The following is a 22,414-nucleotide window of genomic DNA, read 5'->3' as shown; positions in this document are numbered from 1 at the left end:
CTAGGGAGCCACGGGCTCCTTCGCGGGCTCGGCGCCCGGGACGCCGGTGAACGCGAACGCCGTCAGGCCGGCCAGCAGCACCGCGCCGGCGACGTACGGCACGACGGGCGAGATCTCGTACAGCCCGGTCCCCACCAGCGGGCCACCCATGAACGCCAGCGCGCTGCTCGACCCCATGAGCCCGGCGACGGCGCCCTGCTCCTCGCGCGTGGCGAGCAGCGTCGGCGCGGACATGAACCCCGGTGTCGCGAACCCCATCCCGGCGCCGAGCACGGCCACGCCCGCACCGAGCAGGACCCCGCTGGTGCCGGCGGCGACCACCAGCATCCCGCCGGTCATCACCACCGCGCCCACGCGGATCAGCCGCAGCGGCGCCCAGTTCAGCCGCGGGACGGCCACGATCTGGACCAGGGTGATCATCCCGGCGCCGGCCAGCATGACCAGGCTCGTGACGCGGCCGGTTTCCGCCGTGGCCAGCCCGAGCCGGTCCTGCACCAGGAAGCCGACGGTCATGAGCACGATCGCGAGCGCGAGGTAGAGGCCGAGGCCGATGGCCAGGAACGGCCACAGGCGCCGGTCGAACGGGCTGACTTCCGCCGTGACGACGGCGGTCCGTTTCGGCGGCTTCGGCAGCGCGAAGGCGATGACCGCGGCGATCACGGCCAGGATCACCGGTGCCGCGTAGATCGGGACCAGCAGGTTCCCGGTGAGGCTCAGGAGGCCGCCGAGCGCCGGACCGACGGCCAGCGCGAGGCCCTGGGCGGCACCGAACATCGCCATCCCGCGGACGCGCTCGGCCGGGCCGTCGGTCACGTCGGCGATGTAGGACTGCGCGGTCACCGGCGTCGCGGCCCAAGCGAGGCCGAACAAGACGCCGCGGGCGAGCAGAACGCCCGTGAACAGCACCGGCACGGCCAGGGCTCCGGACAGCCCGAGCTGGGCGAAGACGGCGAACGCGAGCAGGCCGGCCATGGCGCCGCCCAGCGACACCAGCAGGACCGGCCGATGGCCCCACGTCGCGCTCCGGCGGCCCCAGAACGGGCTGACCAGCACGACACCCGCGCCGCCGACCGCCCACACCGAGCCCAGCGCGAACTCACTGAAGCCGAACTCGCGCGCGAGCGGCGGCAGGATCGGGTTGAGCATCTGCTGGCCCGCCATCAGGCCGGACACGGCCAGGCAGACGACGAGGACCGGCCGTCTCATGCCACGGCCGTTTCGTGTCCGGTGCCGGCGGACGTGATCGAGAGCGGGCCGCCGGACAGTGCGTGCCCTCTGATGCGGCGTTTTCCGGGTTGGCCTGAACAGGTCATAGTTTTCGAACATGTTCCGAAAGTAGCACCGGCGGCCCGCGGGTGTCGACCGGCTTGCGGGCATGATGGGGGCATGCCACGACCCGCCGGCCGCATCGGACGGCCGCCGACGACGTCCCGCCCGGAGATCCTGGAAGCGGCGCGGGCCATCCTCGACCGCGACGGCTGGGAGAAGCTGACGATCCGCCGCCTGGCCGCGGAGCTGGGCGTCGGCGCGACGACGCTGTACCACCACGTGCGCGACAAGGACGACCTGCTCATCCAGCTGCTCGAGCACTACGCCGAGCAGCTGCCGCGGCCCGAGCTGCCACCGGATCCGCGCCAGCGCATCGTCGCCGCGGCGACCGTCATGCACGACTCGCTGGCCGCGTGGCCGCAGGCGGTGGAGGTCCTGACGGCCGACGACCTGCTCGGCGAATCGGCGCTGTGGATGGTCGAGGCCATCGTCGGCGGCGCCATCGCCTGCGGGTGCACGCCGGAGCGGGCGGTCGGCCTCTACCGCGGCGTCTGGTACTTCACGGTCGGCGAAATCGTGGTCCGCGCTCGCTCCGGGCGCCGGGCCGCGCAGGAGCGTCCCCGCTATCGCGACGCGGTCTTCGCCGATCTCGACCCCACGCGGTTCCCGAGCCTGGCCGCGGTCGGGGACCGCTGGCCGGAGCTGACCGCCCGCGACACCTACCAGGCGGGACTGCGCGCGCTCGTCGACGGCCTGCTGGCTCAGGAATCCAGGTAGCGCAACACGGCCAGCACCCGCCGATTGTCCTCTTCGGACGGTGGCAGGCCGAGCTTGCCGAAGATCGACGTCACGTACTTCTCGACCGAGCCGGCCGAGAGGAACAGCTTCGCGGCGATCGCGGAGTTCGACCGGCCTTCCGCCATCAGCCCGAGGACTTCGCGCTCACGCGGGGTGAGCCCGCCGAGCGCGTCGGTCTGGCGCGTCGCCGAGAACAGCTGGCTGACGACTTCGGGATCGAGCACGGTCTCGCCGTCGGCGACGCGGCGCAGCGCGTCGAGGAAGTCCGACACCTCGGCGACGCGGTCCTTGAGCAGGTAGCCGACGCCGCCCGCGCGGTCGGCGAGCAGCTGGGCGGCGTACTTCGTTTCGACGTACTGGGAGAACAGCAGGAGGGCGCATCCGGGCACCTCGCGACGCAGCGCGATCGCCGCGCGCAGGCCTTCGTCGGTGTGCGTCGGCGGCATCCGGATGTCCACAATGGACACATCGGGGTCGAGGGTGCCGACCGCGTCCCGCAGCGCGCCGGCGTCCTTCACCGCGGCGACGACCTCGTGGCCGCGGAAGGTCAGCAGCTCGACCAGGCCCTGGCGCAGGATGGTGGAGTCCTCCGCGATGACGATCCGCATGCCGCGACCCTAGCGGGGCAGCGGCACCCGCGCGGTCACTTCGGTCGGACCGCCCGGCGGGCTCACGACGGCCAGCTCGCCGTCGACCGTCCGCAGCCGCTCGGCGACCCCGGCCAGGCCGCCTCCCGGCACGACCCGGGCGCCACCCGGCCCGTGGTCGCGCACGCGCAGCCACAGGACGTCGTGCTCCTCGGTGACCTCGACCAGCGTGGTCCCGCCGTGTTTCGCGGCGTTCGTGAGCAGCTCGGCCGCGCTGAAGTAGACGATCGTCTCCAGCGACGGCGGCGGCCGGCGCGACAGGTCGGCGAAGACGCGCGCGTCGATCCCGGATGTGGCGACGAGGGTGGCGAGGGCGACGTCGAGGCCCGCGTCGAGGGCGGCGGGGTGGATGCCGCGAGCGAGGTCGCGCAGCTCGACGAGGGCCTGCTTCGCGTTCGCGTGGGCGGCCGTGACGAGGTGTTCGACCTGCGGGAGGCCATGACCGGCGAGCTCTTCCTTGGCCAGGCCCAGCTTCATGGTCAGCGCGACGAGCTGGGCCTGCGCGCCGTCGTGCAGGTCGCGTTCGATGCGCCGCAGCCGCAGGGCGGCGTCCTCGACCGCCGTCGCGCGGCTGGCTTCCAGGTCGCGGACGCGTTCGGAGAGCACGCGCGTGCCCAGCAGCCCGACGACGAGCAGCCGGTCGAGCGCGACGAAGGCGTGCACCACCCGCGGGAGCACCACGAGCGCCAGAAGGCCCGTCGCCGACCAGGCGAGCGCGCCGGGCCAGTGGGCCGCGTAGAGGCCCAAGACGGGCAGCCGCCGGTCGTCGAGCGTGAACCAGAGCAAGGAGTAGCTCGTCGCGGCGAGGCCGTAGAGGCTTCCGAAGATGACGGTGCACAGCCCGGCGAAGGTGAGCGGGAGCCGGACCACGAGGTAGCCGGCGGTGCGCCAGCCGGCGGGGTCGCCGACGCGGGCCTTGACCCAGGCCCACAGCCCGGGCTTCAGCTCGGGCCGCCGGGGAGCGGGGACGCTGACGCCGAGCAGCTTCTTCGCGAGGCCGCGGTGAGCAGCGCCGAGCCCGCGGGCGTAGAGGAAGGCGCCGGCGAGCACGAGAAAGCCGAGCAGGACGGGCGTCAGCCACAGGCCGGCCGCGAGAAGGGCGAGGAAGGTGAGCAGCGCGAACATGGTCAGTGGGGCGGAGAGCCAGAGCCAGAGGTACTCGGCCCAGAAGTCCCGGGAGGCCAGCGGCCCGAAGACGCGGCGCAGGGGGTGGGGAGGCAGGTCGAGGCTGGTCACCGTGCCAGTGTTGCCCCGGGGCGGAGGGGTTGCCCATCCGGTTTTCCCCCTACTGCGGCCCGGGGAACCACGGCTCTGGGAACGACGGCTCAGGGACAACCGGCCCGGCTTGCTCCCCGGCTCTGCTGCTTGCCCGGCCCCGGCCTGCCGACCCGGCCCCGGCCTGCCGACCCGGCCCCGGCCTGCCGACCCGGCCCCGGCCTGCCGACCCGGCCCGGCCTGCCGACCCGGCCCGACCGGTCCTGGCCCGGCAACCACGGCTCCGGGGTCATCTGGCCCGAGCCCACCCGGCTCCAGCTCGCCCGGGCCGGGTCACCAGACCCGCCCCGGCGGCCTCGCTTACCCCGGCCTCGCTTACCCCGGCGGCCTCGCTTACCCCGGCGGCCTCGCTCACCCCCGGCCCGCGGGGGCGCCCCCCGTCTTCCACGCTACCGGCGGGCACCGACAATTCCGGCGCCTGCAGCCCGCGAACGCCACACCACGGACACGAGGTCGGTGGATGCGGCATTCACGGCGTGTCCGGATCATCCTCCCGGGCCCGCTGCGCGGCCTCGCGCATCTCGATGACGTCGGTGAGCCAGTCGCCTGTCTCCCTGGCCACGTCGCGGATCGCGCCCGTGATGATCGAGACGATGTTGCCGACGTGCGTCGCGGCTGATTCGGTGATCACCTGCAGGGTGTCCTTCTCCCGTTCGAACTGGCCCACCATGTCACCCTCACGCTGCTCGGAGCTGCCGGTCGGGTTCCACGGTAGCCGGGGAGGGCGACGAAGGGAGCGCCAGCTTCACGATCTTCTTCGCCACCGACCAGAGCTGCTTGCGCAGCGGCCCCGTGTGGTAGGGCAGCCCGTACTTCTCGCAGATCGCGCGCACCTCCGCGGCGATCTCCGGGTAGCGGCGCGCCGGGATGTCCGGGAACAGGTGGTGCTCGATCTGGTGGGACAGGTTGCCGCTCATGATGTGGAACAGCGGGCCGCCGGTGATGTTCGCCGAGCCGAGGATCTGGCGCAGGTACCACTGGCCGCGCGTCTCCGAGGCCGTCTCCTCCTCGGTGAAGCTCTCGACGTCCGCCGGGAAGTGGCCGCAGAAGATGATCGCGAACGCCCACAGGTTGCGGGTCAGGTTCGCCGTCGCGTTGCCGAGGAACGTCAGCGGCGCCAGCGGGCCGGTCAGCAGCGGGAACAGGACGTAGTCCTTGCCGATCTGCCGGGACGCCTTCCGCACGATGCGGCGCAGCACCGGGACGTTGTCGGCCCAGCTGCGGGAACCCTTGACGACGTTCTCGACCTCGAGGTCGTGCAGCATCACGCCCCACTGGAAGAAGATCGCCAGCAGCGACGCGTACACCGGGTTGCCCAGGTAGTACGGGTGCCACTTCTGGGCGGTGTCCATCCGCAGGATGCCGTAGCCGACGTCGCGGTCCTTGTCGACGATGTTCGTGTACGTGTGGTGGATGTAGTTGTGCGAGTGCCGCCAGTTCTCCGCCGGCGCCACCGTGTCCCACTCGAACCGCTGCGAGCTCAGCGCCGGGTCGCGCGTCCAGTCGTACTGGCCGTGCATGACGTTGTGGCCGATCTCCATGTTGTCGAGGATCTTGGCCACCGACAGCGCGCCGACGCCGGCGAGCCACGCCGGCGGGAAGAACCCGGCGAACAGCAGCGCCCGCCCGAGGACCTCCAGGCCACGCTGGGTCTTGATGATGTTGTGGATGTAGTCGACGTCCTCCTGGCCCAGGTCGTCGACGATCCGCTGGCGCAGCGCGTCGAGCTCGCGGCCGAACTCCTCGACCTGTTCCGGGGTCAGGCGGTCCTGCAATCCGGTCATGACAAGCCTCCTCAAGCGTCGATCTCGACGTCCCCGACCGGGACGGAGATGCAGAGCTGGATTTCTTCGTCTTCGTCGCCGGAAACCTCGCCGGTGCGCGCGTTGCGGACGCGCCCGGCGGTCTTGAGCTGCGTGCACGAGAAGCAGATGCCCATCCGGCAGCCGTGCTCCGGCGAGAGCCCGGCCTCCTCGGCCTGCTCCAGCAACGGCTTCCCCGAGTTGGCGCACTCGCGCCCGCTCCGGCGGAACCGCACCCGGCCTTCCGCGGCCGCCGTGTCGAAGGTCAGCGCCGGCGGCGTGAACTCTTCGGTGTGCACGCGTTCACCCAACTCCTCGCGCACGGCGTCCATCAGCGGCTTCGGGCCGCAGACGAACGCCTCCGCCTCGCGGTACCAGGGCGCGACGCGCGACAGGTGCTCGGGCGAGAAGAACCCCTGGAGGTCCCCGCCCTCGGAGTGGGTGTAGGCGTGCACGACGCGCAGCCCGGGGTGCCGGGCGGCGAGCTCGGCCAGCTCGGCGCGGTACAGCGCGTCGGCCGGCCCGTTCGAGTACTGCACGAACACGATTTCGCCGGGGTGGCCCTCGTCGGCCAGGGTGCGGGCCATGGCGAGCACCGGCGTGATGCCGCTGCCGCCCGCGATCAGCAGCACCCGGTCCGGCCGGGTGGCGGGCAGGGTGAACGTGCCGTCCGGAGTGGACAGACCGACCACCGACCCGACGTCGACCGCGCGGTTGAGGTGCCCGGACACCAGGCCCTGCTCCTTGACCGTGAACTCCAGCTCGCCGTCGTACTGCGAGCCGCACGGCGAATAGCAGCGCGTGCGCCGGACGCCGTCGATCTCCACCTGCAGGCGGACGTACTGACCGGCGGTGAAGCCCGGCCACGCGCGGCTGGGCTTCACGGTCAGGGTGACGGTGTCCGCGGTCTGCTTGCGCACCGCCGTGACCAGCCCGCGGATCTCGCGGCGGACCAGCATCGGGTCGACGAGCTCGAGGTACCGGTCCATCCCGTGCGGCGTCAGCAGCGCCTCGGCGAGCGAGGCGAGGCCGCGCACCCGCCGGGGGATGAGCGCCGTCATCGGTCCTCCTCGGTTACAGTGAACGACTGTACACTCAATAGTGCACTGCAGGAGTGGACGCCCTGTCAACGTGAGACGCGGAGGATGTGACGTGAGCAACGCGGTGGACATCCGTACGCTGGAGGTCGTGTCCGAAGAGCCGGTGAGCCGTCAGGAGCGCAAGCAGCGCACGCGTCAGGCGCTGCTGGACACGGCTTTGGACCTGCTGGCCGACCGGCCGTTCGCCACGCTGTCGCTGCGCGAGGTCGCGAAAGGCGCCGGCATCGTCCCGACGGCGTTCTACCGGCACTTCGCGTCGATGGAGGAACTCGGCGTCGCGCTCGTCGAAGAAGCGACGCGCACCCTGCGCGGCATGATGCGCTCGGCCCGCACGGACCCGGACACCTACCAGGGGATGATCAGCGCCTCGGTGGCCACGGTCCACCAATTCGTCCGGGCGAACGAGGACCATTTCCGGTTCCTGACCCGCGAGCGCTACGGCGGCGGCCCGCTCGCCCGCGCCATCGGCGTCGAGCTGCGGATGTTCTCCGGCGACCTCGCGATCGACCTCGCCCGGTTCGCGCCGCTGCGCGCGTGGAGCACCGAAGACCTGCACATGCTGGCCGACTTGATCGTTTCCGTGATGCTCACGACGATTGTCGAACTGCTGGAAGCCCGCCCAGGTGAAGACGGGAAAATCACCGGAACGGCGGAAAAACGGCTGCGGCTGATCCTGCTCGGCGTGCCGCACTGGAAAAGCAGCTGAACGTTTCGCGCACACCGCCCGTATTTCCGTGGCAACCGGGAGACTTGCGACCCAAGTCACTGGGGACTGTCGGTCCGGCGTGGTACAACCCTCGGATCGTGCCTCGCCGATGAGGAGGTCGTGTGACGGACAGCGAACAGAGTCAGCAGCTCACCGTGGGCGTGGTGGCCGAGTCACGCCCCGGGGAGCGCCGGGTGGCCATGGTGCCCAAGCTGGTCGGGCGGCTCGCGCAACGCGGTTTGCGCGTCCTGGTCGAGCCGGGCGCCGGGGCCGGGGCGCACCTGAGTGACGACGCGTACACCCAGGCGGGCGCCGAACTCGGCGACGCGTGGGGCGCCCCGATCGTCGTGAAGGTCAATCCGCCGACGCCCGCGGAGGTCGCGAAGCTGAGGCGGGGCACCGTGCTCGTCGGCTTCCTCGACCCGCGCGGCAACCCGGAGGGGCTCGCGAAGCTCGAAGAAGCGGGCCTGCGGGCGTTCGCGATGGAAGCGATCCCGCGGATCTCCCGGGCCCAGGCGATGGACGCGCTGTCGTCGCAGGCCAGCATCGGCGGCTACCGCGCGGTGCTGCTGGCGGCGCAGAAGCTCCCGCGCTTCTTCCCGATGCTCACCACCGCGGCCGGCACCGTGCCACCGGCCAAGGTGCTGGTGCTCGGCGCCGGCGTCGCGGGGCTGCAGGCGCTGGCCACCGCGAAACGGCTCGGCGCGCAGACCACGGGCTACGACGTCCGGCCCGAGGTCGGCGAGCAGGTGAAGTCGCTCGGCGCGCAGTTCCTGGACCTCGGCATCGAAGCCGTCGGCGAAGGCGGGTACGCCCGCGAGCTGACGCCGGAAGAACGCGAGGAGCAGCAGCGGCGGCTCACCGAGGCCATCACGAAGTTCGACGTCGTGATCACCACGGCGCTCGTCCCGGGCCGCAAGGCGCCGACCCTGGTCACCGCGGACGCCGTCAAGGGCATGCCCGCCGGGTCGGTCGTGGTCGACCTGGCCGGCGAGTCCGGCGGCAACTGCGAGCTGACCAAGCCGGGCGAGGACGTGGTGGAGCACGACGTCACCATTTCGTCTCCGCTGAACCTGCCCGCCGAAATGCCTTCGCACGCCAGCGAGCTGTACGCGCGCAACGTCACCGAGCTGCTGGAGCTGCTCGTGACGAAGGAAGGCGCGCTGGAGCTGAACTTCGAAGACGAGATCGTCGCCGGTGCCTGCGTGGCCGGGCGCGAAGGGAGCGTCGCGTGAGCCCGTTGGTGCAGAACCTCGCCGTGCTCGTGCTGGCCGGGTTCGTCGGCTTCGCCGTCATCTCGAAGGTGCCCAACACCCTGCACACCCCGCTGATGTCGGGCACCAACGCCATCCACGGCATCGTGCTGCTCGGCGGGCTGGTCGTGCTGGGCCTGGGCGTCGACGGCGTCTTCAACAAGATCCTGCTGGTGATCGCCATCGCGTTCGGCACGATCAACGTCGTCGGCGGGTTCCTCGTCACCGACCGGATGCTGTCGATGTTCAAGGGCAAGAAACCCGCTCCCGCCGAGGAGGACGAGAAGTGACCGACTTCATCGCGATCCTCTACGTCATCGCGTTCGCCCTCTTCATCTACGGCCTGATGGGCCTGACCGGCCCGCGCACCGCCGTCCGCGGCAACTGGATCGCCGCGGTCGGCATGGGCATCGCCGTCATCGCGACGCTGCTCACCCCCGGCATGGGCAACTGGCTGCTCATCGTCCTCGGCGTCGCGATCGGCGTCCTCGTCGGCGTCCCGTCGGCGCGCAAGGTCAAGATGACCGCGATGCCGCAGATGGTCGCGCTGTTCAACGGCGTCGGCGGCGGCGCCGTCGCGCTCATCGCCTGGGTCGAGTTCAACTCCACCGACGGCTACGCGCACGAGCCGGTGTACATCGCCATCGCGTCGCTGTTCGCCGCGATCATCGGGTCGATCTCGTTCTGGGGCTCGAACGTCGCGTTCGGCAAGCTCCAGGAGCTGATCAGCGGCCGCCCGATCAGCCTCGGCAAGCTGCAGCAGCCGGTCAACGCGCTGCTCCTGCTCGTCGCGGTCGTGTGCGCGGTGCTCATCATCACCGGCGACGACAGCGAGCTGCTGATCATCGGGCTGCTGGTCGCGGCGGGCATCCTCGGTCTCACCGTCGTGCTGCCCATCGGCGGCGCGGACATGCCGGTGGTGATCTCGCTGCTCAACGCGTTCACCGGGCTCTCGGCCGCGGCGATGGGCCTGGCACTGGACAACACGGCGCTGATCGTGGCCGGCATGATCGTCGGCGCGTCCGGCTCGATCCTGACCAACCTGATGGCCAAGGCGATGAACCGGTCCATCCCGGCGATCGTCGCGGGCGGCTTCGGCGGCGGCCCGGCCGTCGCGGCGGGCGGGGCGAAGGAAGCCCGCCCGGTGCGCTCGACCAGCGCGGCCGACACGGCGATCCAGATGGCCTACGCCAGCAAGGTCGTGGTCGTACCGGGTTACGGCATGGCGGTCGCGCAGGCGCAGCACACCGTCCGCGAGATGGCGAAGCTGCTGGAGAAGAAGGGGATCGAGGTCGCCTACGCCATCCACCCGGTGGCCGGCCGCATGCCCGGGCACATGAACGTGCTGCTCGCCGAGGCCGACGTGCCGTACGAGCAGCTCAAGGAGATGGACGAGATCAACTCGGAGTTCGCCCAGACCGACGTCGCGCTGGTGATCGGCGCGAACGACGTCACCAACCCGGCCGCGCAGACCGACCCGAGCTCGCCGATCTACGGGATGCCGATCCTCAAGGTCAACGAGAGCCGGTCCGTGATCGTGTTGAAACGCGGGATGAGCTCCGGCTTCGCGGGCATCGACAACGACCTGTTCTACGATCCGAAGACCAGCATGCTCTTCGGGGACGCCAAGTCGTCGGTGGGCGAGATCGTGGAGGAACTCAAGGCGCTATGACGACCGGGTCGGACGTGCGCGCGGCATTCACCGATCCGGCCGAGAACCTGGCGTTCGACGAAGCGCTCCTCCGGGTTGCGCCCGAGTCACCGGTGCTGTGGCTCTGGCGCAACCCGGTTTGCGTCGTGGTGGGACGCGGCCAGCGGATCGCGCGCGAGGTCCGCGTCGAGGAATGCGCCCGCGACGGCGTCCCGGTGCTGCGGCGGGCCAGCGGCGGCGGCACCGTGTTCCACGACCCCGGCAACCTGAACGTGACGCTCGTCATCCCCGGCCCGGCCGACCGGCCGCTGGAAGCGCTCGGCAAGGTGATGAGCGCCGCCGTCGACCAGCTCGGGCTGGTCCCGCGGATCGGCGACCGCGGCCTGTTCGTCGGCGACGCCAAGCTGTGCGGGTTCGCCGTGTTCCGCACCCGGACCGGCCTGCTGGCCCACTCGACGCTGCTGGTCGAGACGTCGGCCGCGCTGGTCGGCCGCTACCTGACGAGCGCGCCGCCGGACCCGCGGCCGTTCGACTCCCACCGCAGCCCGGTGGCGTCGCTGGCCGAGCACGGCCTGCGGCCCGGCTTCCCGGCGGTCGAGGCCGCGGTGCGGGCGGCGGCGTCGCAGATCCTCGGGACACTCGTGCCACGGCCGCCTTCCGCGGCCGAGCTGGCGCGCCAGCGGGCGCTGCTGCACACGCGGTACCAGTACCCGTCCTGGCACGCGGAGGGCGCCCAACGCGCCGCGTGACAAGACAAGCGGCCCTCCCGCGGAAGGGCCGCTTGTCCACTGTGGACTTACTCGGCCGCCGAGAACGTGACGGACGGCACCTTCCGGGCCGCCGCGCGCGTGGTCTTCTTCGGCTCCGCCGTCTTGCGGGCACGGGTGGTCTTGGCCGGTTCGGCCTTCGCGGTGGTCTTCGCCTTGGCCGCCTTGGTCGTCTTCGCGGGCTCGGCCTTGGCGGTGCGGCGCCCCGCAACCGGCTTCGCGGCCGTCTTGGGCGTGGCCTTCGCGCGCGGCTTCTTCGCGCCCGGGACGATCCGCGGCCGGCGCTTGCGGCCACCGGTGCGGCGGCCGGCGTCGGCGTAGCGCTGCAGCAGCTCTCGCAGCGCCTCGGCGTTGGCGAAGGAGAGGTCGATGTCGTACTCGATGCCGTCCAGCCCGAACCCGACCGTCTCCGCGGCGGGCTCGCCGGTCAGATCATCCAGCACCCGCACAGCCGTGTTCCTGGCCATGACAAACCTCCCGTGCTCCGAACGTGGTGTTCGCGCGCACCGGGCCCGACGGCACCCGGTGCCGCCGATAACGTGCAGCTTCGGCGACGAGGATAACCGCTGGCTTGCGTGATCCCGCGCGGTGGTGTGCGCTGGGCCCATGTCCGGACAGACTTTTGACGTAGTGGTGATCGGCGCGGGCCCGGTGGGGGAGGTGGCCGCCGAACGCGCGGCCCGCGGAGGCCTCAAGGTCGCCCTCGTCGAGCACGAACGCTTCGGCGGCGAGTGCTCCTATTGGGCCTGCATCCCCAGCAAGGCGTTGCTGCGGCCGGGAAACCTGCTCGCCGCGGCGAAGCGCGTGCCGGGGGTGCCGGCCGGCGACCGGCTCGACTCCGCCGCGGTGTTCGCCCGCCGTGACTGGTTCACCGGCAAAGGCGACGATTCGGGGCAGGTGGACTGGGCGCGCGGCGCGGGCATCGAGCCGGTCCGCGGGCACGGGGTGCTGACCGGTGAGCGGGAAGTGACCGTCGACGGCGACCGCGTGCTCACCGCGCGGCACGCGGTGATCGTGTGCACCGGCAGCGTGCCGAGCAAGCCGTCGATCCCGGGTCTCGACACGATCCGGCCGTGGGGTTCGCGGGAGGCGACGTCGGCCTCGGCGGTGCCGGGCCGGCTCGGCGTCCTCGGCGGCGGCGTGGTCGGTGTCGAGATGGCGCAGGCGTTCGCCTCGCTGGGGTCCGAGGTCCACCTGGTGATCACGGGTGAGCGGCCGCTGCCGCGCAACGCCGCGTTCGCCGGCGACCTCGTGCTGCACGGGCTGCGCGAAGCCGGCGTGTACGTGCACACGGAGTCGGGCGTCGAGCGCGTCGCGGCGGGCCCCGGCGGGATCGAGCTGACCCTGAAGGACGGCGGGACGCTCGTCGTCGACGAGTTCCTGGTGGCCACCGGGCGCCGTCCCGCGACCGCTGGGCTCGGCCTGGAATCTCTCGGGGTGGCGGCGGGCCGCGCGCTGGAGGTAGACGACACGGGCCGCGTGTCCGCTGTGGACGGTGGCTGGCTGTTCGCGGCGGGCGACGTGACCGGCCGGGCGCCGCTGACCCACCAGGGCAAGTACGGCGCCCGCGCGGCGGGCGACACGGTGGCGGCGCTGGCCGCGGGCAAGCCGGTGCCGGGCGAGCCGTGGAGCCGTTTCACCGCGACGGCCGACCACCACGCGGTGCCGCAGGTGGTGTTCACCGACCCGGAGGTGGCGGCGGTCGGCCTGGCGGACGCCCGACCGGGCTCGCCCGACCGGGTCGTCGACATCGACATCGCGGTGGCGGGCTCGTCCCTGCACGCGGACGGCTACACGGGCAAGGCCAGGATGGTGGTCGACCCCGAGCGGAACGTGCTGCTCGGCGTGACGTTCGTGGGCCAGGACGTCGCGGAGCTGCTGCACTCGGCGACGATCGCGATCGTCGGCGAGGTGCCGCTCGACCGGTTGTGGCACGCGGTGCCGTCGTTCCCGACGATCAGCGAGGTGTGGCTGCGGCTGCTGGAGGCCTACGGGCTCTGAGTCACTGCGCGGGCAGGTCGAGGGCGGCCTTGGCGGCCCTGGCCAGGCCGGGATCGTCCGAAGTGGACGGTCCCGGCACCCACACCGCCTGGACGACCCGCACGGCGGTACCGTCGACCTTGGAGGTATAGGCGGCGTTCTCGAACCGCGGGACGGCGTCCCACTTGCCGGTCTCGGTGGCGAGGTCGAGAATGCCGCCCCCGCCGGGCGTGTCGACGACGGCCTTGAAGTTGTTCGCCTGGCCGGAATCGGGAAACTCGACGATCCCGACACTGACGGCAGCGGCCCGCCCGTCGACGATGGCGGCGTAGCTGGCGCGCCGGACGCCGGAGCAGCTGGTCTGCTGCAGGCTGGCCTGGGCGTCCCCGAAGGCGTGGGAGGCACAGCGCTGATCGTGATCGGCGGCGCGAAGGGTGAACTCGAGGCTGCGCACGGGAGTCGCGCTGGAGGTCGGGGGAGGCGAAGCGACGGAGCTGGTGGCGGGCGCGGTCGTGGTGGCGGCGGTGTCGTCCCCGGAGGAGGCGACGACAACGGCGGAGACGCCGAGAGCGACGAGAAGGCCGATGGCGCCGACGGGAAGCCACCGCACGGTCCGCGAAGTGGCGGCTTCGGGCGGGGTTTTCGGCCCAGGCTGGGACGGGAGCGGCCGCGGGCTGGGGAGCGGCGGCTGGGTGGGCTCGGTGTCGCTTGGTTCGGTTTCGGAAGCGACCCGGGGGAACGGGGACGGCACGACGGCGCCGGGAAACCGCGGCCGTGCGGGTGCCGGAAGGACCTCGGTGGGTCCGGCATCGGCCAGTGGGCTCGCATGATCTTCGCCCGGGGCAGCTTCGGCGGCCATCGGGGCTTCGGCCTGCCGGCCGGAGCCGGGCGCGAGGGTGGGACTGGGAGCGGACGGGTCTGTGACCGCCGAGTTGGCCGAAGCTTCGGCGCTGGAGGTCGGCGAGGTCGAGCTGATTGCCGGGGAGTCGGTCGGGCGTGAGTCCGAACCGACCGCCGCTGAGCTGGTCGTGGCCGAATCTTCGGCAGGTGTCCTCGCCCCGGCGGCGCTGGGAGCCGCGGCGTTCGAGGCGGTGGCGGGGGAGCCGCTTGCGGGTGAGTCCGCATCGGTCGCTGCTGGGCTGATTGCGGCCGATCCTTCGGCGGGGGCGCTCGGCCCAGCGGCGGTGGATGCTGCCGTGGGCGAGCTGGTGGCGGGGGAGCCGCTTGCGGGTGAGTCCGCATCGGTCGCTGCTGAGCTGGTTGGGGTCGAGTCTTCGGCAGGTGTACGTGGCTGCGCAGGGTTGGGTCCGGTCGGGGTCGAGCTGGGTGCGGTCGAGCTTTCGGCAGGTGCATGCGGCTGCGCACGGTCGGGTCCGGTCGCAGCCGAGCTGGTTGCAATCGAATCTCCTGCGGGTGCGCTCGCCCCCGCGGCGGCGGATGCCGCCGCGGGTGAGCTAGCTGCCGCTGAGGCGCTCGCGGGCGACCCCCCACCGGCCGCCGCCGCACCGGCCGAACCCGTAACCCCTTCCGGGGACTCCGCCGCAACCGCGCTCGCCTGCGCAGGGACCGGCGGCGCCGTGTCCCAAAGGGACTCCGGCGGTGCGTCGTCCGTGAAGCGGCTGAAGCCCTCGCCCAGCAGGATCTCGTCCGAAAACTCCGGGGCCTCCGGGGCCAGCCCGCGGATCAGCGCCCGCACCTGGTCCACCGATCGGGGGCGGTGCGCCGTCGCCAGGGAGACCGTTGCCGCCAGCATCGTCGTCGGGGTCGGGTGCAATACCCGGACCGGGCCCGCCAGGTCGGCCGCCGGCTGGTCGACCGTCTCCACGTACGGTCCCACCGCCACGATCGTCCCCACCGGGGCCGTTCCCGGCACCAGCGAAGCGATCTTCCGCTCGCACGCCTGCGAAATGTCCAGTGCTTCGGTGGCCGGGTTGATCGCGTCGTCGTCGGCGACCAGGGGCCAGCCGTCCGCCTTCCACGGTCCTCCCAGCGGGGCCTCCAGGCGCAGCGCCGGGTCGGGAAGGTCGACGCCGATCACGATGATCACCCCGTGGGGCAGCAGGACCACGGCCTCGATCGGACGCTCCGTCACCGAGCCGACGCCGATCAGCGCGATGCCGCCGATGACGGTGCTGCCGCGGCCCAGGGACGCCAGAGCCGCCCGGACGTCGTCGGCCACCCGGGACTGCTGCCGCTCGAGCCGCACCAGTCGCACCGAAACCCCTCCCTGCTCGTCGTTCCGGGTCATCACGCTAGCGCGCGCGGCGGTATCCACCGTGCGACACGGGCGCGACGCGGCCGCGTGCCCTCCGAAAGTGGTGCCCTGGGTGACTTGTGGTGTTCGTGTGGCCAAACAGCACGGTTGGGGTGCAGAATGTGCTACAACGCATCGGAGGCGGCATTCGGGAGCCGCGCTGAGGCCAAGCTGCAGCTCGGAGTAGGGCGTAGGGGAAGACGTCCCTCGTCGAGCAAGCGGAGGTAGCAGTGAGCACCCGTGGCAGCACCCGAGGTGTGGTGTACGTCCACTCGTCGCCGTCTGCGGTGTGTCCGCACGTCGAGTGGGCCATTTCGGGCACCCTGGGTGCCCGCGTTGACCTGAAGTGGACGGCGCAGCCGGCCAGTCCGGGTCAGCTTCGCGCCGAATGCGGCTGGCGCGCGCCCGCGGGCACCGGCGCCAAACTGGCGGCCGCGCTCAAGGCGTGGCCGATGATTCGGTTCGAGGTGACCGAAGAGCCCAGCGCGGGCGTCGACGGCGAACGGTTCTGCTTCGCGCCCGGCCTCGGCCTGTGGCACGGGCGCACCAGCGCCAACGGCGACATCGTGGTGGGCGAAGACCAGCTGCGCGCTCTCGTCGCCATGACCCGCGGGGGTGAATCGCTGGCCCACAAGCTCGACGAGCTCCTGGCCGCCAGCTGGGACGAGGCCCTCGAGCCCTACCGCCACGCGGGCGACGGCGCCCCGGTGACGTGGCTCCACCAGGTCGGCTGACGACCGGACAGCACCGGCAACGGCCCGGCGCGACCTCGGGACCACCCCCGGGCGCGCCGGGCCGTTCGCGTTCCGGCTGCCTCCCCCCGCCGCCGACGGCCCACGCCAGCGGCTGTGCATCCCTGACTCGGTCGCACTGGCCGCGCCGCGGCTGGTTCCGCGGCACCGGTGGCCCCTGCCGGGCTTTCGTCTGTGGCACTGGCTGACCTGCGGGTGACCGCACCGGACCAGCGCTGGTTAGTTCCCGGCTGGCGCAGCGGCCTGTGGCCGCGCCGCGGCCGGTTCGGGCCCGTGCCGGGCTTTCACCTGCGCCACCGCCTCACCTGCGGCGACCTCACCGGGCCGGCGCCGGCCCGCCGCACCGGCCCGCGAGCAGCCCGGCACCGCTCCCGCCGCCCACCTCCGCGCCGGTACGCTCTGCGGCGTGACCACCTCCGCCCCCAGCTCACGCCAGCGCTGGCTGGTGCCCGTCGTGGTCGTGGTGCTCTCCGTGACCGTCGGTGGCGGGTTGCTCGCCCGCGAGCTCTACCGCCGTCCCGACCGGCCCGCCGACGAGATTTCCGCTTCCGTCGTCACGCCGTCGTCCGCCGGCAGCGGGGCTCCCGCCGCCTCCGGTGCCGTCCGGATGACGCCGGACGCCATGGCGCACCCGCAGGCCGACGCCGTCCGCAAGCTCCTCGAGACCTACTTCGCCGCCATCAACGACAAGCAGTACACGCAGTGGCTGAAAGCCGTCAGCCAGGAACGGGCTTCGCAGCAGCCCGCCGGCGAGTGGAAGGCCGGGGTCCGCTCCACACGGGACACCGACGCGCTCGTCTACCGGATCGAGCGCGGTGCCGGCTCGTCGCTGCGGGTCCTGGTCGGCTTCACCAGCGAGCAGGACCCCAAGGACGCCCCCGAGTTCTTTCCCGAATCCTGCATCAAGTGGCGCCTCGTCCTGCCGATGATCGTCGAGCGCGGCGCGCTGAAGATCGACGCCGTCGACCCCGGTCCGCCGCCCGAGCACGAGAAATGCTGAAAAAGGGGCCCGGCCGAAGCCGGGCCCCTTTCACGTTGAGGCGGTCAGGCCGCCGGGGTGAACAGCAGCGCCGTGTTGTGCCCGCCGAAGCCGAACGAGTTGCTGATCGCCGCCGTCAGGTCGATCTTGCGCGGCTCACCCGAGACGACGTCCAGCTGCACCCGCGGGTCCAGGTCGGTCAGGTTCAGGGTGGCCGGCACGATGCCGTGGTAGAGCGACAGGATCGTGATGATCCCCTCGACCGCGCCCGCGCCGCCGACCAGGTGGCCCAGCGAGCCCTTCGGCGCGGTCACGACCGGGTGCTCGCCGATCGCGTTGCGGATCGCCGCCGCCTCGCCGATGTCGCCGACCACAGTGGACGTCGCGTGGGCGTTCACGTGCCCGACCTCCGCGGCGGTGACCCCGGCCATCTTCATCGCCGCGCGCATCGCGGCGATCTGGCCGACGCCCTCGGGGTGGTTGCCGGTGATGTGGTAGGCGTCCGAGGTGATGCCGTGCCCGGCGATCGTCGCGTAGACGCGCGCCCCGCGGGCCTTCGCCTGGTCCGCGCGCTCCAGGATGACCACGCCGGCGCCCTCGCCGAGCACGAAGCCGTCGCGGCTCGCGTCGAACGGCCGCGAAGCCGCCGCCGGGTCGTCGTTGCGCGTGGACACCGTGCGGGCCTGGGCGAACCCGGCCAGCGTGATCGGGTGGATGCAGGACTCGGCGCCCCCGGCGATCACCACGTCGGCGCGGCCGGAGCGGATCATCTCCACGCCGTTCGCGATGCCCTCGGCGCCCGAAGCACAGGCCGAGGCCGGTGAGTGCACCCCGGCCCGCGCCTTCAGGTCGATGCCCACGTGCGCGGCCGGGCCGTTCGGCATCAGCATCGGCACGGTCAGCGGCGACACCTTGCGGAGACCCTGCTGGTGCAACAGGTCGTTCTGGGTGAGCAGCGTGACGGGACCGCCGATGCCGGTGCCGATCGACACGCCGAGGCGGTCGGGGTCGACGTCGGTGTGCTCGTCGGTCGGCTCGGCGTACCCGGCGTCGGCCCACGCCTGCCGGGCCGCGATCAGCGCGACCTGCTCGCACCGGTCCATCCGGCGGGCCTGGACCCGCGGCAGGACGTCGGTCGGCTCGACGGCCAGCTGACCGCCGATCTTGACCGGCAGCTGCAGCTCCTCGACCCAGTCGGCCTCGATCGCCCGGACCCCGCTCCGCCCGGCCAGCAGACCGTCCCAGGTGGACTGCACGTCCCCGCCGAGCGGTGTGGTGGCGCCGAGACCGGTGATCACGACGTCGATGTTGCTCATGGGAGTCTCCTCAAGGAGGGAAGAGGACTTACTTCGAGTTGGCCGACACGTAGTTCACGGCGTCGCCGACGGTCTTGAGGTTGGCGAGCTCGTCGTCCGGGATCTTGACGCCGAACTTGTCCTCGGCCTGCACGGCGATCTCGACCATCGACAGCGAGTCGATGTCCAGGTCGTCCACGAACGACTTCTCGGCGGTGACGTCGTCCTGAGCCACACCGGCCACCTCTTCGACGATCTCGGCGAGGCCGGCGAGGATCTCAGCGTTGTCAGCCATGGGGTAGTTCCCTTCTCGGTGTTTCTGGGGGTCTCTTGCCCGTGGGCGAATGCCCGCGGGGAGCGTAACGGTGGTCAGGGGCAGACGAACGCCTGCCCGGCGTAGGACAGGCCCGCGCCGAACCCGACCGCCAGCACCAGGTCGCCGGAGGAGACCGTCCCGGCCTTGCGCATGTGGTCCAGCGCGAGCGGGATGGACGCCGACGACGTGTTGCCGGAGTACTTGATGTCGTCGGCGACGACCATGTCGTCACGGGCGCCGTTGGCCCGCAGCTTCTTCGCGATCGCCTCGACGATGCGCAGGTTCGCCTGGTGCGGGATCAGCACGTCCACATCGGACGGCTTGAGCCCGGCAGCCTCCAGCGCGCCCAGCGCGATCGGCGCGATCTGCGTGGTCGCCCACCGGAAGACCGACTGGCCCTCCTGGTAGATGTACTTCTCGTCGCGCATGTAGATCAGGTCGACCAGGTCGCCCGCGCTGCCCCAGGACACCGGGCCGATGCCCGGCTCGTCGGAGGCGCCGACGACCGCGGCGCCCGCGCCGTCGGCGAAGATGATCGCGTTGGCCCGGTCGACCGGGTCGACCGAGTCGGTGAGCTTCTCCGCGCCGATGACCAGGACCTTCTTCGCCGAGCCCGCCCGGACGAGGTCGGAGGCGACGCCGAGGCCGTAGCAGAACCCGGCGCACGCGGCGTTGAGGTCGAACGCGCCGGGGGCCGGGATGCCGATCCGGGCGGCGACCTGCGCGGCGGCGTTCGGGATGAGCGTGCGCATCGTGCAGTTCGGCAGGATCACCGTGTCCACTTCGGACGGCTCGACCCCGGCGTCCTCGAGCGCCGCCTTGCCCGCGGCGACGGCGAAGTCGGTGAGCTCCTCGTCCTTCTCGGCGAACCGGCGCTCGATGATGCCGACGCGGGTGCGGATCCACTCGTCGTTGGTGTCCATGATCTTCGAGAGGTCGTCGTTGGTGACGATCTTCTCGGGCTGCGCGCTGCCGATGCCCAGCACGCGGCTGCCGCGGGAGCCGGTGGTCAGGCTCAGGGCGGGTCGGTCGGTCACGAGGCGTCCTCCTGGCGCAGCGCGGCCAGCTCGGCCGGCGTCTTCAGCGCGGTGGTAGTGGTGACGACGCCCTTGAGCTGCCGCTTGACCAGCCCGGTCAGCGTGCCCGCGGGCGCGAGTTCGATCGTGCGGGTGACGCCGAGCGAGACGAGGCCGTCCATCGTCAGGTCCCAGCGGACCGGCCGGGTGACCTGCGAGACCAGCCGGTCGAGGTACTCGGCCCCGCTGGTGACCACGGCGCCGTCCGCGTTGGACAGCAGCGGGCGGACCGGGTCGGCCGGGGTCAGCTCGGCGGCGTGGGCGCGCATCGCTTCCTCGGCGGGCGCCATGTACTGCGTGTGGAACGCGCCGGCGACCTTGAGGGCGCGGATCTTCGTGCCTTCGAGGGGCTCGGCGACGATCTTCGCGATCGCGTCGGCGGCACCGGAGGCGACGATCTGCCCCGCTCCGTTGCGGTTCGCCGCGGCGAGGCCGTGTTCGGCCAGCCAGGCGACGACCTGCTCGGGGTCCCCGAGCATGACCGCGGCCATCGACGTCGGTTCGAGCGCGCACGCCTTCGCCATCTCGGCGCCCCGGACGGCGGCGAGCGCGACGGCGTCTTCGGGTTTCAGCACCCCGGCGATGGCGGCCGCGGCGAGCTCGCCGACGGAGTGCCCGGCGACCGGCGCGTCCGCGGGGACCGGCGCGGTCGCCTGGAGGTGCTCGAAGGTGAGCAGCGACAGCGCGACGATCAGCGGCTGCGCGACGGCGGTGTCCTGGATCTCGTCGGCGTCCGCCTCGGTGCCGAGGCGGAGCAGGTCGAGCCCGGCGCGTTCGGACCACTGCGCGAGGCGCTCGCGCGCGCCGTCGAGGTCGAGCCAGGGCGTGAACATACCGGGGGCCTGGGACCCCTGACCGGGAGCGAGGACTGCTGCTGTCACCCTTCAAGACAACACGGGAAAGGGGGTTTCCGGGGATGCCGACGCTCACAGTGTCTGCGCGGCGTCTTTGTCGGAACCCTCCAAAGACGCGCCGTCAGACCTCACGCGTAACCCGGATGCCTTGTCGGGTTCAATCACCTTTCGCTGTTAAGTCCATCACGTGACCGGGCTCGCAGCAAGCGCCCCAAGGCGGCCTTGGTTGCGTCTGACGCACCGAAGGCCGCCTTGGTTGCGTGTGACGCACCGAAGGCCGCCTTGGGGCGCTCGGGACCTTCGCTCACCAGAGGCCGCGGGCGCGGGCCAGCCGTCCCACCGTCAGCGCGATCCGCAGCACCAGCGCGTCGCGTGGGTCGGTCGCCTGGCAGCCCGTCAGCTCCGCCGCTTTCCGCAGCCGGTACCGGACCGTGTTCGGGTGGACGAACAGCGTCTTCGCGCATGTCTCCAGCACGCCGCCGCTTTCCAGGTACGCCTCCACCGTGCGCTGCAGCGTCGGGCCCGCCTCCTCCAGCGGGCGCGCGATCGTGTCCACCAGCAGGCGTTCCGCCTCCGCGTCGCCCGACAGCGCCCGCTCCGGCAGCAGGTCCGCCGACCGGACCGGCCGGGGCGCGCCCGGCCAGCCGACCACCGCCCGCAGCCCCGACAGCGCCTCCGTCGCGCTGTGGTGGGCCTCGGCCAGCGTCGGCACCGTCGGGCCGGCCACCACCGGGCCGTCGGCGAACGCCACCGACATCCGGGTGAGGATTTCGCGCTCCTTCACCCCGCCGTCGGTCGGGCCGCCGATCACGACCACCAGCCGCGAGCCCTGCACCGACAGCAGCACCGGGCGGCCGACGCGGGCCGCGCGGCTGCGGACCTCGAAGACTACCGTCGGCGGGTCCTCCGACGGCGGGTTGCCGACCAGGACCGTGGCGGCCGCGGAAGGTTCCCAGCCCAGCGCCGTCGCCCGCGAAAGCACCGATTCCTCGGCGTCGCCACGGACGATCCCGTCGACGACCAGTGCCTCCAGCCGCGCGTCCCACGCGCCGCGCGCCTCGGCCGCCGCTGCGTACGAGTTCGCCGCCGCGAACGCGATTTCCCGGCCGTAGCGCAGGATTCCCTCGATCAGCGCCGCGCGCTCGGCCTCGTTCGCGGCGAACTCGGGCAGCTGCTCCTCGAACACCTCGATGGCCAGCCGCACCATGCCGACCGCCTGGCGCAGGCTGACCCACCGCGACAGCTCGGCCGGCGCGTCGCGGAAGGCCTCGGTCGTCAGCTTCAGCGCCTCTTTCGAGTCACGCAGCCAGCCGACGAACCCCGCGGCTCCCGCCTGGGTGATCAGCAGCACGCTCGCGCGCTGGTCGGCGGGCAGCCGCGCGAACCACGGCAGCCGCCGCTCCATCACCGCGATGCTCGCGCTCGCCAGGCGCCCGGACGCGCGCTCGAGCCGCCGAAGCGTCTTCGCGGACAGCCCGTGGTGCTTCGGCACCGGGCGCGGGGCGGTGGTTCCATCCATGGCGGACGCGATCCTACGTGTCCCGCGATTTTCCGGGCTCCGGCGGCAACGCGCGGGGTGTGCGGCGCGTGTACGGACTGCCTAGGATCGGCCACGGGGAACACCCGGATTGGGGGAACCG

Annotated in this window: 22 protein-coding genes; 9 read left to right on the top strand and 13 right to left on the bottom strand. The window is 72.2% G+C overall.

Going from position 1 to position 22,414, the window contains the following annotated elements; translation table 11 throughout:
- Positions 1 to 1,206, bottom strand: a complete 1,206-nt coding sequence (locus BT341_RS38225) for an MFS transporter (RefSeq protein WP_072480860.1) — start codon at positions 1,204 to 1,206, stop codon at positions 1 to 3.
- Between the two features lie 180 nt (positions 1,207 to 1,386).
- On the opposite strand from BT341_RS38225, the gene BT341_RS38220 reads away from it, so the two are divergent.
- The gene (locus BT341_RS38220; protein WP_072480859.1) at positions 1,387 to 2,046 is read left to right on the top strand and encodes a TetR/AcrR family transcriptional regulator; all 660 of its coding nucleotides are present in this window, start codon (positions 1,387 to 1,389) and stop codon (positions 2,044 to 2,046) included.
- Here the strand turns inward: BT341_RS38220 and BT341_RS38215 are convergent.
- The 5 genes from BT341_RS38215 to BT341_RS38195 all read right to left on the bottom strand — a co-directional run bounded on the left by BT341_RS38215 (position 2,031) and on the right by BT341_RS38195 (position 6,852).
- Positions 2,031 to 2,675, bottom strand: coding sequence for a response regulator transcription factor (locus BT341_RS38215; RefSeq protein WP_072480858.1), 645 nt, complete (start codon positions 2,673 to 2,675; stop codon positions 2,031 to 2,033). The two genes, BT341_RS38220 and BT341_RS38215, sit on opposite strands and share 16 nt — an antisense overlap.
- Before the next feature lie 9 nt (positions 2,676 to 2,684).
- Positions 2,685 to 3,950 carry a sensor histidine kinase gene (locus tag BT341_RS38210; RefSeq protein WP_245805245.1) on the bottom strand — a complete coding sequence of 422 codons (1,266 nt, stop codon included), beginning with the start codon at positions 3,948 to 3,950 and terminating at the stop codon, positions 2,685 to 2,687.
- A 508-nt stretch (positions 3,951 to 4,458) separates the two neighbouring features.
- Complete coding sequence (locus BT341_RS38205) at positions 4,459 to 4,659, bottom strand: hypothetical protein (RefSeq protein ID WP_004560346.1); 201 nt, start codon at positions 4,657 to 4,659, stop codon at positions 4,459 to 4,461.
- Between the two features lie 7 nt (positions 4,660 to 4,666).
- On the bottom strand, positions 4,667 to 5,773 hold the full coding sequence (locus BT341_RS38200) for a fatty acid desaturase family protein (RefSeq protein WP_072480857.1): 1,107 nt from the start codon (positions 5,771 to 5,773) through the stop codon (positions 4,667 to 4,669).
- Between the two features lie 11 nt (positions 5,774 to 5,784).
- A complete protein-coding gene (locus BT341_RS38195) occupies positions 5,785 to 6,852 on the bottom strand; it encodes a ferredoxin reductase (RefSeq protein ID WP_072480856.1) in 1,068 nt (355 codons plus the stop codon).
- Between the two features lie 91 nt (positions 6,853 to 6,943).
- Between BT341_RS38195 and BT341_RS38190 the strand changes: the two genes are divergently transcribed.
- From BT341_RS38190 to BT341_RS38170, 5 genes are all read left to right on the top strand, one after another.
- The gene (locus BT341_RS38190; RefSeq protein ID WP_072480855.1) at positions 6,944 to 7,597 is read left to right on the top strand and encodes a TetR family transcriptional regulator; all 654 of its coding nucleotides are present in this window, start codon (positions 6,944 to 6,946) and stop codon (positions 7,595 to 7,597) included.
- 122 nt (positions 7,598 to 7,719) lie between these two features.
- Entirely contained in the window at positions 7,720 to 8,832 is a 1,113-nt protein-coding gene (locus tag BT341_RS38185; protein WP_072480854.1) for a Re/Si-specific NAD(P)(+) transhydrogenase subunit alpha, read from the top strand.
- Positions 8,833 to 8,837: 5 nt separating this feature from the next.
- The gene (locus BT341_RS38180) at positions 8,838 to 9,140 is read left to right on the top strand and encodes an NAD(P) transhydrogenase subunit alpha part 2 (protein ID WP_072482404.1); all 303 of its coding nucleotides are present in this window, start codon (positions 8,838 to 8,840) and stop codon (positions 9,138 to 9,140) included.
- Positions 9,137 to 10,522 (top strand): NAD(P)(+) transhydrogenase (Re/Si-specific) subunit beta, encoded by a 1,386-nt coding sequence (locus BT341_RS38175; protein ID WP_072480853.1) that lies wholly within the window; start codon positions 9,137 to 9,139, stop codon positions 10,520 to 10,522. The genes BT341_RS38180 and BT341_RS38175 overlap by 4 nt, the downstream gene beginning before the upstream one ends.
- Positions 10,519 to 11,250 (top strand): lipoate--protein ligase family protein, encoded by a 732-nt coding sequence (locus BT341_RS38170; protein WP_072480852.1) that lies wholly within the window; start codon positions 10,519 to 10,521, stop codon positions 11,248 to 11,250. Before BT341_RS38175 ends, BT341_RS38170 begins: the two co-directional genes overlap by 4 nt.
- A 47-nt stretch (positions 11,251 to 11,297) precedes the next feature.
- Here BT341_RS38170 and BT341_RS38165 read toward each other — a convergent pair whose 3' ends face one another.
- Positions 11,298 to 11,735 (bottom strand): Lsr2 dimerization domain-containing protein, encoded by a 438-nt coding sequence (locus tag BT341_RS38165; RefSeq protein WP_072480851.1) that lies wholly within the window; start codon positions 11,733 to 11,735, stop codon positions 11,298 to 11,300.
- A gap of 139 nt (positions 11,736 to 11,874) precedes the next feature.
- Here BT341_RS38165 and BT341_RS38160 point away from each other — a divergent pair, with 139 nt between their 5' ends.
- Positions 11,875 to 13,269 (top strand): dihydrolipoyl dehydrogenase family protein, encoded by a 1,395-nt coding sequence (locus tag BT341_RS38160; protein ID WP_072480850.1) that lies wholly within the window; start codon positions 11,875 to 11,877, stop codon positions 13,267 to 13,269.
- A gap of 1 nt (position 13,270) precedes the next feature.
- On the opposite strand, the gene BT341_RS38155 is transcribed toward BT341_RS38160, so the two are convergent.
- Positions 13,271 to 15,523, bottom strand: coding sequence for a hypothetical protein (locus BT341_RS38155; protein WP_342750254.1), 2,253 nt, complete (start codon positions 15,521 to 15,523; stop codon positions 13,271 to 13,273).
- 209 nt (positions 15,524 to 15,732) lie between these two features.
- Between BT341_RS38155 and BT341_RS38150 the strand changes: the two genes are divergently transcribed.
- Together BT341_RS38150 and BT341_RS38145 are read left to right on the top strand one after the other, a co-directional pair.
- Positions 15,733 to 16,236, top strand: coding sequence for a DUF3145 domain-containing protein (locus BT341_RS38150; RefSeq protein WP_143168778.1), 504 nt, complete (start codon positions 15,733 to 15,735; stop codon positions 16,234 to 16,236).
- A gap of 424 nt (positions 16,237 to 16,660) precedes the next feature.
- Entirely contained in the window at positions 16,661 to 17,254 is a 594-nt protein-coding gene (locus BT341_RS38145) for a hypothetical protein (RefSeq protein WP_084743129.1), read from the top strand.
- Between the two features lie 44 nt (positions 17,255 to 17,298).
- Here BT341_RS38145 and BT341_RS38140 read toward each other — a convergent pair whose 3' ends face one another.
- From BT341_RS38140 to BT341_RS38120, 5 genes are all read right to left on the bottom strand, one after another.
- Positions 17,299 to 18,549: a beta-ketoacyl-[acyl-carrier-protein] synthase family protein gene (locus BT341_RS38140; RefSeq protein WP_072480848.1), complete on the bottom strand. Its 1,251-nt coding sequence runs from the start codon at positions 18,547 to 18,549 to the stop codon at positions 17,299 to 17,301.
- 28 nt (positions 18,550 to 18,577) lie between these two features.
- Positions 18,578 to 18,823 (bottom strand): acyl carrier protein, encoded by a 246-nt coding sequence (locus tag BT341_RS38135; protein ID WP_004559006.1) that lies wholly within the window; start codon positions 18,821 to 18,823, stop codon positions 18,578 to 18,580.
- Between the two features lie 74 nt (positions 18,824 to 18,897).
- Positions 18,898 to 19,881, bottom strand: coding sequence for a beta-ketoacyl-ACP synthase III (locus tag BT341_RS38130; protein ID WP_072480847.1), 984 nt, complete (start codon positions 19,879 to 19,881; stop codon positions 18,898 to 18,900).
- Positions 19,878 to 20,801 (bottom strand): ACP S-malonyltransferase, encoded by a 924-nt coding sequence (locus BT341_RS38125; RefSeq protein ID WP_072480846.1) that lies wholly within the window; start codon positions 20,799 to 20,801, stop codon positions 19,878 to 19,880. Before BT341_RS38125 ends, BT341_RS38130 begins: the two co-directional genes overlap by 4 nt.
- A gap of 277 nt (positions 20,802 to 21,078) precedes the next feature.
- Positions 21,079 to 22,293, bottom strand: coding sequence for a PucR family transcriptional regulator (locus BT341_RS38120; RefSeq protein WP_072480845.1), 1,215 nt, complete (start codon positions 22,291 to 22,293; stop codon positions 21,079 to 21,081).
- Positions 22,294 to 22,414 lie beyond the last annotated feature (121 nt).

It is taken from the genome of Amycolatopsis australiensis, assembly GCF_900119165.1.
In the GTDB taxonomy this organism is placed as follows: Bacteria; Actinomycetota; Actinomycetes; order Mycobacteriales; family Pseudonocardiaceae; genus Amycolatopsis; species Amycolatopsis australiensis.
This window is presented reverse-complemented; position numbering and strand designations above follow the sequence as displayed.